Origin of the sequence: Salinimicrobium xinjiangense DSM 19287 (assembly GCF_000423585.1) — a bacterium.
GTDB lineage: Bacteria > Bacteroidota > Bacteroidia > Flavobacteriales > Flavobacteriaceae > Salinimicrobium > Salinimicrobium xinjiangense.
Genome location: NZ_KE384054.1, coordinates 248,234 through 260,171 on the forward strand (window position 1 = coordinate 248,234; position 11,938 = coordinate 260,171).

General features: G+C 41.8%; 8 protein-coding genes, 1 tRNA gene and 1 pseudogene. 5 read left to right on the forward strand and 5 right to left on the reverse strand.

The window, feature by feature from the left end:
* Positions 1-85 precede the first annotated feature (85 nt).
* The 3 genes from G564_RS0114340 to G564_RS0114350 all read right to left on the reverse strand — a co-directional run bounded on the left by G564_RS0114340 (position 86) and on the right by G564_RS0114350 (position 5,101).
* Positions 86-1,048, reverse strand: coding sequence for a hypothetical protein (locus G564_RS0114340; RefSeq protein WP_029038267.1), 963 nt, complete (start codon positions 1,046-1,048; stop codon positions 86-88).
* Positions 1,049-1,189: 141 nt separating this feature from the next.
* On the reverse strand, positions 1,190-1,828 hold the full coding sequence (locus tag G564_RS0114345) for a polysaccharide deacetylase family protein (protein ID WP_037374075.1): 639 nt from the start codon (positions 1,826-1,828) through the stop codon (positions 1,190-1,192).
* A gap of 9 nt (positions 1,829-1,837) precedes the next feature.
* Positions 1,838-5,101 carry a glycosyltransferase family 117 protein gene (locus G564_RS0114350; protein ID WP_029038269.1) on the reverse strand — a complete coding sequence of 1,088 codons (3,264 nt, stop codon included), beginning with the start codon at positions 5,099-5,101 and terminating at the stop codon, positions 1,838-1,840.
* Positions 5,102-5,354: 253 nt separating this feature from the next.
* On the opposite strand from G564_RS0114350, the gene G564_RS0114355 reads away from it, so the two are divergent.
* Positions 5,355-5,427, forward strand: a tRNA-Gln gene (locus G564_RS0114355).
* Between the two features lie 273 nt (positions 5,428-5,700).
* Here G564_RS0114355 and G564_RS0114360 read toward each other — a convergent pair.
* A complete protein-coding gene (locus G564_RS0114360) occupies positions 5,701-6,045 on the reverse strand; it encodes a hypothetical protein (protein WP_029038270.1) in 345 nt (114 codons plus the stop codon).
* 286 nt (positions 6,046-6,331) lie between these two features.
* Here G564_RS0114360 and G564_RS0114365 point away from each other — a divergent pair, with 286 nt between their 5' ends.
* From G564_RS0114365 to hemN, 4 genes and pseudogenes are all read left to right on the forward strand, one after another.
* The gene (locus tag G564_RS0114365) at positions 6,332-7,795 is read left to right on the forward strand and encodes a hypothetical protein (protein ID WP_156879254.1); all 1,464 of its coding nucleotides are present in this window, start codon (positions 6,332-6,334) and stop codon (positions 7,793-7,795) included.
* 63 nt (positions 7,796-7,858) lie between these two features.
* A pseudogene (locus G564_RS19385) lies at positions 7,859-9,117 on the forward strand (putative DNA modification/repair radical SAM protein).
* Entirely contained in the window at positions 9,117-9,896 is a 780-nt protein-coding gene (locus G564_RS0114375; RefSeq protein WP_029038272.1) for a TIGR03915 family putative DNA repair protein, read from the forward strand. The pseudogene G564_RS19385 and the gene G564_RS0114375 overlap by 1 nt, the downstream one beginning before the upstream one ends.
* A gap of 97 nt (positions 9,897-9,993) precedes the next feature.
* Positions 9,994-11,358, forward strand: coding sequence for an oxygen-independent coproporphyrinogen III oxidase (gene hemN / locus G564_RS0114380; protein WP_029038273.1), 1,365 nt, complete (start codon positions 9,994-9,996; stop codon positions 11,356-11,358).
* 258 nt (positions 11,359-11,616) lie between these two features.
* Here the strand turns inward: hemN and G564_RS20510 are convergent.
* Positions 11,617-11,938 (reverse strand): hypothetical protein (locus tag G564_RS20510; RefSeq protein ID WP_029038274.1); only part of this gene is annotated, 322 nt, incomplete at its 5' end.

The following is an 11,938-nucleotide window of genomic DNA, read 5'->3' on the forward strand; positions in this document are numbered from 1 at the left end:
GGAATACGATCACGCATCCCGGTCGCGCATTTCGCACTATATTCTGATTCCAGTCCCAGGAATTATCTTCTAAAAAACTATATTTCTACAGATTACACTCGTCCCCCGCGACCTGAGCTGACGTTGGATTATACAAATTGTCCCTGGCTTCTAAAGCAAGTTTTCCCTTAGCGGCCAAATCGCGCAGGCCACAATAATCAGCCAGTTCTATATTATTCCAAATTTTCATATTTAAAATTTCTGAGGTGTCAAGATTGTTCAGCCCATCCAGATTTTTTAAACTTGTATTATTTATAATATTTAATTCATTTGCTTGTTGAAGATTATTTAGCCCACTTAGGTCCTCAAGAAGAGGATTCCCACCTATATTAAGGTTGTCTACTCTGGTAAGTTCTGTGAAGTTTGCATTAGAAAGGTATGGGTTGCCCAAAACATACATGCTCTCTACTGATGGAATTTTTGACACTCCGTTGGTATTTACTATTCCTAAGTTGCTTAAAGTAAGACGTAAAAGGGGATTGCCTATTTTGCTAAGTGGATCAAGGCTTTTTATCTTTGGAAGATCAGTTAAAAACAAATTATGAGTTACTCCTACGATTCCTTCAAGACCAGTAAGAGTAATTAACTCCGGGCTGTCTTCTATTTCTAGATATGATAGAAGAACAGAAATACTTCTTAGACCACTAATGTCTTTTAGTAGCGAATTTTTATTAAGGCTTATTCCGGCCTTATCTATAAGATTTACATTTTCCAAACCGTCGAGATTCTCAATACTGGTGGCCAAAATCATCAGATCCCCCCGTATGCTATGGATACTTTTAAGGCCCGATAAATCTGTAATAGATTCTCCTATAAATACCAGATTTCCTGTAATAACATTATATTCTTGTTTAGCAAAGTCGTCCACATCGGCCTGGGTCGAAAAAGTTTTAGGATTATGATAATACTTTTCCTTAGGAACTGTCTCAACTTCAGAATTTCCAGAATCGTCTGTACTACATGAAGAACAGAGAAGAATTATTATGAAAAGATATAAGCCTGATTTCATGAAAACTGGTTTGGTCCGGGTGACAAGATATGAAATTATGATATTTTTAATAAATTTTTAAGAATGTTCTCTTGCTGAGTTTATGTGCGCACTTGTTTCTGAATTAACTGTAAGGATATTCCATAGAGAAACCGTGATCTTTTACAAAGCTTTAAAAATAAATCCCTCCCGGCTATAAACCTCCAGAATTCGTGGTAGAACTTCCAAAAGATTTGGTTCAGCCTTAAAACTGTCGTGGAATACGATCACGCTTCCCGGTCGCGCATTTCGCACAACATTGTGATAGCATCTTTCGGGAGAAATTCTTGTGTCGTAATCCAGGCTCACAATGCTCCACATTACAACTTTAAAACCCCTTTTTTGAAGCTCTCCCGCCTGCCTGTTTTTTATCTTTCCATAAGGAGGCCGAAAAAGGGGATTTTTGAGAGGTTTTTTAGAAGGATGATTTTTTTGAATTACCTGTTGGCATTTTAAAGTGTTTAGAAGATATTCGTCTGTTCCGGTCTTCCACCCGTTTAGATGATTGTAGGTGTGATTGCCAATTGTATGACCTTCGTGTATGATCTTTCCAAAAATATCGGGATGCTTCTGCACATTTTCTCCAATGCAAAAGAACGTTGCTTTGGCATCAAAAGCTTTAAGCTGTTCCAGTACCCATGGGGTTACCTGCGGGACAGGGCCGTCATCAAATGTGAGATAAATACTTTTGTCTTCGGCAGGCGCTTCCCAGATCCTTTTAGGATAGATCCATTTTACGAATCCGGGAATACGTTCTTTCATTGAATTATGCTACAGGGAATCTCTTATCTCCTGCGGAAGCAGATCGGCATTTGATTCCGGTAAATCTTCGGGTGCATCGGGTTCCCCGTAAAAGTGTCTGAACAGCATTAGGTACCTGTTGAACTTATCTGCTTCTTCCCTCGCTATCTCTTCAGAATCATTTATGATCATAAGATCCACAAGACTTCTGTAGCGCTCAATATCGGTTACGATCTCATTTCCGCGGGTGAATTGCCGGTCAAGATCCAGGGAACTGTAATAAGTAAGGTTCTCCTGATACTTGGTGGCTACCTGCTGCCAGAGTTTCCGTGCTTTTTCTTTATTGCCCACTTCATAATAACCTGCAATAAAAGGTTCCAGCAGGGTGTAATATTCAAAATGCTCCACCGGCATCTTTTCCATGCCCAGGTCAAGAATGTCTTCTGCCCGTTGCATCTTACCTTCGTTGATAAGAGCTTCTACCAGGCGCGCCAGATTGCTGCGGTAAGTAATGGCATTCTTTCTGGTTTCAGTGTCGTAATAGATGTCGGGATCTCCCGAGTTACCCCAGTACCATCCGGTCACTATGTCATACATCTTATCGGCATCTATGCGGCCCATGTCAAATGGATTTCTCGGGTTAACCGGAGTCCTTATTGGAACGAGTTTATAAGCCACTCCGTCAAGCTGTAAATAATCTTTCATCCACAGGTAATCATCATCACCAAAACTACCGCCAGTGAAATAAATAGGTCGCTTCCAGTCATTGTTTGCAATGATATCCAGCATAAGCAGCCTGTTTTTATAAATGATGTCTCCAGACAGCTCTATGATGATCTCATCTACAATCTCATCGGCTAGTTGTGGTTTAACTATGTCATTTTCCAATACATTCTCTTTATTCACAGGGACCCGGATGCTCTTTGTGGGGAAAGTACTCACGGTTTGTCCGCTCATCAACTCTGCTTTTGTCCGCGGATCACTGCTGGCGATCCAGTTCATCCAGTTCTTTATATTCATGGTGTCCTGCGTAATCGCCTGGTACCATACGGCGTCATTGGTGCCATAGCGATACTGCTCATGTTCCAGCTGGCCGGGTATAGGGTCGCTCTCCCAAGCTTTCCGCTTCATTTGATCTATATACCAGTCGGTAGCAAAAAGGCTGGTGTTAACTACTCTTACATCGGTTCTGTATTCTTCGATCTGTTGTGCGTACCACAGGGCAAACGTATCGTTATCACCAATGGTGAAAATTATGGCATTTTCATCCAGACTGTCCAGGTACATTTTTGCCATTGAGAGTGCAGTATACCGGTCGGAACGGTCATGATCATCCCAGTTCTCTGCCGCCAGCACAGTAGGAACTGCGAGGAGAGACAACACTATGGCTACAGGAGCTGCGACCTTCATCTTTAAATGATCCTTTAGCATATCAAAGAGGGCGTAAGCGCCAAAACCAATCCATATTGCAAAAACATAGAAGGATCCTACAAGAGCATAATCTCTTTCCCTTGGCTCGAATGGTCTTTCGTTAAGGTAGATCTTAAGTGCAATACCTGTAAACAGGAAGAAGACCAGTAGCACCCAAAAGTTCTTTTTATCTTTTGAAAAATGGAATACAAGGCCTAAGAGTCCTAACAGCAGGGGGAGGAAATAATAGGTGTTTCGCGCCGGGTTATTCCTGGCATCTGAAGGTAGCTGGTCCTGGTTGCCGAGTCTGGCTTCATCAATGAATTTTATCCCGCTTAGCCAGTTCCCGTTTTGATCGGTATATTTTCCCTGAATATCATTTTGACGGCCTACAAAGTTCCACATAAAGTAGCGCCAGTACATATAGCCCATCTGGTATTCAAAAAGGTAATTGATATTCGATCCCGATGAAGGTTTTTCAACAATAATATATTCTCTGAACTGCCGCAAAAACTGATCGTATTGTTGGTTGTCTACCCCGCCAAGGTTATAGTTGCGTTTAAATTCATTTACTGCATTGAGCAATTGTTCTTCCTGCTGGTATTCAGGTTTGATCGTGAAATTAAGAGGGCCTGTAAAATCCAGATAATTAGCAGCATGTTCTGTACTCCACATGCGGGGCAGGACAGCTTTGTGAGCATCATCTGTGTTTTGCTTGGCATTCTTATAATTGTTTACGATCACATATTTGCCAGCGGCCTCATCTTTTTCATATTTAGGCTTGTCATCTATGTAAGGATTGTTTTTATCCAGTCCGCCGTAGATCTCTGTAAACTGTGGACCGTAAAATAAATGGGTCTCGGGGTATTGTTCCCTGTTGTAGTAAGCCAGTAACTCCCTGGCATTATTAGGATTATTCTCATTGATCACCGTATTCGCATTAGCTCGAATAGGAAGCATGATCCAGGAAGAGAATCCAATAAAAATGAACAGGATACATAGCAATAAGGTGTTAAGCTGAAAATACTGCTTGCGCCTGGTGTACTGTAGACCAAAATAAAATACTGCAATTAGAGCGAGACCGGTAAAGATGGTTCCTGAGTTGAACGGAAGCCCAAGAGAATTGATAAAGAAGACTTCTGTGGCCGAAAAGAGCTTCAGGGAATAGGGTAAAAGGAATTTAAAAATGAACATAAGAACTGCCACCACCACGATGTTGGCAATAATGAAATTCTTTACCGTGATCTTAGAGAAATTTTTAAAATAATAAAGGAAGCCGATGGCTGGGATGGTGAGTAATCCCATAAAGTGAACCCCAAAGGAAAGACCTACAATAAAGGAGATAAGGATGACCCAGCGGTTACCCCGGGGAGCAAACATATCCCTTTCCCACAAAAGGCCAAGATAGAACAGAATGGACATAAGAAAAGTGGCCATTGCATATACTTCGGCTTCGCCCGCGTTGAACCAGAAGCTATCGGTAAAAGTAAAGGCCAGGGATCCAACAGCGGCACTTCCAAGAACTGCTACTTTTTTTGCTCCCGATATTTCAGAAGCGGGACCGGTGACCTTTTGTAAAAGCAGAACTATAGACCAGAACATGAACAGGATGGTAAAAGCACTTGCGAAAACCGACATGAGGTTTACCATATATGCGATTTGTGAAGGTTCACTCGCAAATACAGAAAAGAAGGCGCCCATCATCTGGTAGAGTGGAGCTCCCGGAGGATGACCTACTTCCAGTTTGGACGAAGTGGAGATATATTCTCCTGCATCCCAAAAACTCACGGTTGGTTCAACGGTAAGCCAGAAGGTTGTAAGAGCTATAAAAAAAACAAACCAGCCCAGAATTTTATTCCACCTGGTAAAGTTAAGATCGGTCATAGAAGTGAGTTTGAGAACTGTGGCGAATTTAAGAATAATTAAGAAATTGGAAGTAGAACGCTTTTTAAAAGCAGATATTTTCCCGGAACCGATGCTATCATTGATTTTTCTTAGAATAAGAGAGGGTGCAACCTCCTGTATTCCAGTCCGGATTTTGAATGGAAAATAGATTTTTTAATTAATAGGAAAGAATTCGGAAAAAATATTTGTACAACAGAAAGTTTGTTTTAAATTTGCATCCGCATTACAGCAATGGCCTATGGTGTAACTGGCAACACGTCTGGTTTTGGTCCAGAAGAGTCTAGGTTCGAGCCCTAGTAGGCCAACAAAGTAAATGTGAAACCGAATTGTGAAAACAGTTCGGTTTTTTGTTTTTACAAGGGTGAGGGCGAGAAGCCTGTCTCGATTGAAGCCGTAGGCTGAATCGAGAGGAGCCCTAGTAGGCCAACTGAAATGAAAAACCCCGAACGAGAGTTCGGGGTTTTGTTTTTTAGCCTAATTCCATTCCTCCTTTCCATAAGGGACCTTCCCGCTTCAAATAAAAAAAGCTCCGGTTTTTACTCCGAAGCTTCTATATAACCTTTAGACTATTTCTTACTCTATGCAACCTGCGTTAATGACCCGGGTATATGGTTGTAATAATTAAGGGCACTCTGGTAAAACTGCAGACTTCTCTTGTCTGATTTTACGCAGGAGGAAAGAAACCTGTTAAGGTCCTGGCATTCAAAATTCACAGTGGTATACTCATGGTCAGACACCGGAATTTCTGCTTTTACTGTATGATTTTGATAGTCGATCTCTACTTTACGGGCGGCAAAATACATTTTTATAATGCCTTTGTGCAGAGAACTGTAGTTACTTATATCTGTATCACAGTCAGTACAACTGATATTTACGAAATTTTTAAATTCTTCTATAATTTGAGAGGGTTGAAATGATGTCATAAGGTCTGTTTTTGGGGTTAATCTTTTATTCTTACAGGGCCTAAATTACAGTTTGACGTGTTAAAAATGTTCTAACAGAATGTTGATTAGCAAAGAATTAACAAGACCCGGTAGTCTCTGTGAAAAAATTAGGAGTTCTTAGTGATTTCGCGGGATACAGTTCCGGTCCAATTTTAACAATTTAAGAAGAAGATCAGGCGTGTCTTGTTGGTCGATCTCCCGAAGAAGGACAACTGTTAAAAGCTCTTTTAGGGAAAATTAGTATCTTCAGATTAAACTCTTGTTTGTGAACCGGAAAAAGCTTCTTCTTTTTATAGCCTTACCACTTGGAATAATCCTTTTATTGTATCTGCTTAATCTTTTTGTGAAGCAAAAGGTCGAAAGTCGATTACAGGAGCTTGATTCCGATGTTTCCTATGCAGACCTGGATGTAAATATCTACTTCAACCGTTACCGCCTGGAAGATTTAAAAACCTCGCAGGATCAATTTTCTATAGGTGCCAAAAAGGTGATTTTTAAAGGTGTCTCTTATTCAAAACTTCTTTTTGACGGAGCGCTGGTAATAGATGAGCTCGAAGTTCAGGAGCCGGAAATCGTTCAGATTAGAAACCGAAAAAAGGGCGAGAAAAAGTCTTCAGATGAACAGGTGAAAATTAAAAGATTCTTTCTTTCAAACGGAACCTTCAGCAGTAAAGAGAGTAACACGGCCGATGCTTCTGTTTATCTCCGTTTTCCGGAAGTAAATCTTAAGCCGGGTGAGGACATGGGAAATCTGCAGTTTGAGTCTTATAAAGTGAAACTCGATTCTGTGTGGCTTAAAATGAATGCCGAACATTACATAAACATAGGATCGGCAGAAGCCGAAGATGGAAGAGTAAAAGTCTCCGACTTCAAAATCGCTTCATTTTATCCAAAACCTGAATTCGACCGTAATATTCCTTATGAAAAGGATCGCATCGACCTCAAAATTCCAAGGATCACACTACAGAACCTGACATTTAACAAGCTAAACGACACGCTTCATCTTACTGAGCCAAAAATGGTAATTTCTGAAGCCTTTCTTGAAATCTATAGAAATAAGCTTCTTGCTGATGATACCAGGAGAAAACCTCTTTATGGAGAATTGCTCAGAAAAGCTGCTGTGAAATTAAATTTTGAGCAGGTACAGGTGGAAAATAGCGAGATCATTTACGAGGAACTTGTTCAGGAAGGGCGGCAGGCGGGGGTGATAAGATTTTCCGGGGTAGAAGGAGAGATCAACCATTTAAATAATCTTAGGGATAGTCTGCCGGAGCCTAAAGTCTCTGCGCAGGCCAATTTTATGCGGGGAACATTGGTCACTCTTGAACTTGATTTTCCTGTTTTTGACGACTTGAGTTCATTCCGGGCCTCCGGAGGGCTGGGGGAAATTGAGGGAGAAGCTTTGGATCCTTTTATCATACCTGTCATGGATTTCCAGGTGCGCGGGGAGATCAACGACATTTCCTTTAATTTCTATGGAAATGATGATGTCATGGAAGGAGATTTTACAATGGATTATGATTCCCTAAAGGTGGAATTATTAAAAGATGATGGTACAAAAAAGAGGAATATTTTAAGTGCCCTGGCAAATTTACTGGTGGAAAATAAAGGCGAAGCCGGGAAGCAGGAACACCATATCCAGGTGGAACGGAATAAGCAGCGCTCCTTCTGGAACTTTCTCTGGTTGGGACTGCGAAAGGGGTTCATTGAAACTGTGGAACAGTTCTAAATTTTAACTTCGGAAATAATCCATTAATTAGGAATAAATCCTATTTTTGCTGAAAAGCTGTAAATGGATTACAACAGGATTAAGGAGAAGCTCGGCATCCTGGCCGATGCTGCAAAGTATGATGTTTCCTGTTCTTCAAGCGGAAGCAAACGAAAAAATTCTACTAAAGGCCTGGGAGACTCTTCGGGTATGGGGATCTGTCATTCCTATACCGACGATGGCCGTTGTGTATCTCTCCTCAAGATCCTCCTGACCAACCACTGTATCTTTGACTGCGCATATTGTGTGACCCGTAAAAGCAATGACATTAAAAGAGCGGCCTTTAAAGTGCAGGAAGTGGTTGATCTCACCATCAGCTTTTACCGCCGCAACTATATAGAAGGCCTTTTCCTTAGCTCCGGAATATTTAAGGATGCAGATTACACTATGGAAAGGCTTATCCAGGTGGCAAAAAAACTGCGGATGGAAGAGAACTTCATGGCTATATACACCTGAAATCTATCCCCGGGGCCAGCGATGAGCTAATGAGGGAGGCCGGGCTGTATGCCGACCGCCTTAGCGTGAATATCGAAATTCCCACCAAAGCCGGACTCAAGCTCCTGGCTCCCGATAAGAAACACGAAGATTTTATCAAACCTATGGAAAAGGTGAAAAATGAGATCATTCAGTATAAGCAGGAGAGCAAATTAATAAGAAGTACTCCAAAATATGCACCCGCAGGTCAAAGTACGCAAATGATCATAGGAGCTTCCGGGGAAAGTGACCGGGACATTATGTATTCGGCTAACTTCTTCTATAAAAAATATAATATGAAGCGGGTCTACTACTCGGGGTACGTGCCGGTAACCACAGACTCACGCCTGCCGGGGCTGGGAAGTCAGGTGCCTTTGCTAAGAGAGAACAGGTTATATCAGACCGACTGGCTGCTGCGATTTTACGGTTTTGATGTGAGGGAGCTGCTTAACGAGCATAATTTGAATCTCGACCTGGAAATAGACCCTAAACTGAGTTGGGCGCTGAGCAACCGACATTTATTTCCCGTAGATGTAAACAGGGTAGAGAAACAACTGCTGTTGAGAGTTCCGGGCATCGGACAAAAATCGGTCAACAAGATCCTGCAGGCAAGGAAAATCCGGAAGCTTAATTGGGAACACTTAAAGAATATCGGTATTGCCATAAACAGGGCCTAGTACTTTATCACCTGCGATTCCAAGGAATTCGAGGTGAATGAACCTTCGAGTGAGTATCTCAAAAATGTGATTTTGAGTACCTCTTCGGGAAAGTTCCGGCAGTACACAGGGAAACAATTAAGCCTCTTCTAATGGAACAAACGGCTGTCTTATATTATGACGGGAGCTTTGAAGGTTTCTTATGCTGTGTCTTCGCCTGCTACGAGGAGCGGTTAAAAGTGCTGGAAATCCAGCCGCCGGGCAGGGAGAAGCAGGAGTTCTTCGCAGAAGGCAGGGAGATCATTACGGATCCTGCTAAAGCGAAAAGAGTCTGGAATTCCTTAAAAAAGAAAGCCTCTTCGGCAGGCCTGCGGGACATCAAATGGGCTTTCTTAAGTGAGATCGAAGGGATAGAATTACAGTTGCTGGCTGTGATCAGGTATGTTATAGCCGAAGAGATCGCAGTGGACAGGGATTTTTCCCATCCCGCGGTATTACGTGTTTCCCAGTCCGCTAAAAAGGTGGGACGGGAGAAACACCGCATGGAGGCTTTCGTACGCTTCAGGCTTACCCGGGATGGCAGCTATTTTGCCGCTATAGAACCAGATTTTAATGTGCTGCCACTTATTAAAGCACATTTTAAGAGCAGGTATGCAGATCAGCAGTGGATCATTTATGATCTGAGGCGAAACTTCGGAATTGCCTTCGATCTTTCAGAAGTAAAGTACATCACCCTGGACCTGGATCCTCAAATAGGAATTTCAGGCGCCCCCGAAGCTTTTTTCCATACTTCAGAAATAGCTTTTCAGCAGCTGTGGAATCAGTATTTCACCAGCACCAATATTCAAAGCAGGGCCAATTCTAAATTACATGTACAACATCTTCCGAAGCGATACTGGAAATATCTCACGGAAAAGAACCTTCAAAAATGACATTTTTGGGAGGTTTTTAATTCAGACAATTTTGACCTGATTTAGATCATGTTATAATCAAAAAAGGCCGGTTACTTTTGCATTCTAATTAATAGGTATGAGCACTTCTTTAATTCAGAAATACAATGTTCCCGGACCCAGATATACTAGTTATCCCACGGTACCGTACTGGAACGAAGCCGAATTTACGGTTGAAGCATATAAAGACACTCTTAAAAAGTCATTTTTGGAGAGTAACAGCGAAGAAGGAATAAGTCTGTACATTCATCTTCCATTCTGCGAGAGCCTGTGTACATTTTGTGGCTGCAATAAGCGAATTACCAAACGCCACGAGGTGGAATCTCCCTATATAGCAGCAGTGCTGGAGGAATGGGATATGTATGTAAGACTGCTGGAGGAAAAGCCGGTGATAAAAGAGATCCATCTTGGAGGGGGAACCCCAACTTTCTTTTCGCCCGCCAATCTCCGGATCCTTATTGAGGGTCTTTTTGAGAAAGCCGAAAGGGCAGAGGATACCGATTTCAGTTTTGAAGGTCACCCTAATAATACTAAAAAGGAGCACCTGGAATTACTCTACGAACTTGGATTCACACGTGTGAGTTATGGGGTGCAGGATTATAATATAGAAGTGCAGAGAGCCATTCATCGTTTTCAGCCTTTTGTGAATGTAAAAAATGCGACCGAACAGGCACGGGAAATAGGTTACACCTCGGTGGGCCACGACTTGATCTTTGGTCTGCCTTTCCAAACCGTCGACCATATTCGGGAGACGATTGCCAAGACGAAGGAGCTGATGCCGGACAGGATCGCGTTTTACAGCTACGCACACGTGCCATGGATCAAAGGAAATGGCCAACGGGGGTTTAAGGAAGAGGATCTTCCCACTGCCTCTGTGAAACGCGAAATGTATGAAATTGGAAAGCAGCTGCTTTTTGAAGCCGGTTATGTTGAAGTGGGCATGGATCACTTTGCATTAAAAACAGACACCCTCTATAAATCTATGGAAAACGCGAAATTGCATCGCAATTTCATGGGCTACACCTCGTCAAAGACCAAGGTGATGATTGGACTCGGAGTTTCTGCCATTAGCGATAGCTGGACAGGTTTTGCACAAAACGTAAAGACCATTGAGGAATATTATGAGATCCTTGAAAAAGGAGAGCTGCCTCTTTATCGGGGACATATTCTGACTGCCGAAGACGAGAAATTACGTCGCCACATCCTCAACATCATGTGTAATCTTCACACCTCGTGGAAAAAGGAAGAAATGAAATTTTCTGAACTGCCTGAAGTACTTATCAAGCTGAAGGAAATGGAAGCCGACGGGCTTTTGGAATTTGGAGATGAGGAACTGACTGTAAAAGAAAGCGGAAGACCTTTTGTGAGAAATATTTGCATGGCATTTGATCTTTTACTCCAACGCAGCAAACCCGAAACCAAATTGTTTTCCATGACAATTTAGAAGATTCAAGGTTCAAGATTCAATGAGCTAAAGCCGGATTTAATTCAGGATTTAAGGTTCAAAATCAAGATTCAATTTCCTGTTGTATCCAGTTGTCATCTCGACAGAGCAATTTCTTTTGATAAAAAGATATTGCGACGAGAGATCTCATTTATGGAAAACAGGACTTGAAATACCTTTAGGTGGGGGAGAGAAATAGGATCCAGGATTTAAGGTTCAAAATTCAAGATTGAGTCACCTCTAAAAAGCCTATTTTTATTAAGCTCTGAGAAGTTTATATTTGTCTTCAAATTCGGGGTTTTTTGTTTGCTCCATGATAAACGAGAAAATCAAACAATCTTTGATGTTTAAAAGGTGAAAAAGCACAGAAAATGCGGAGTTTTGGCCTTTACCCGGACTCCATGGACACATTTTCTCCATATTTTTGGCTATCCTCACTAGATTTATCCACATTCCGCGGGCAAAGGCCCACATCCGGTTTTTAATAAGACCACGGTATTTAGTCTTTTTATTTCTGATGTTTACCACAAACTGAAAAATAGTGGCTTCTACATTGTTTCTTCGCTGCTTTTCTTCCACA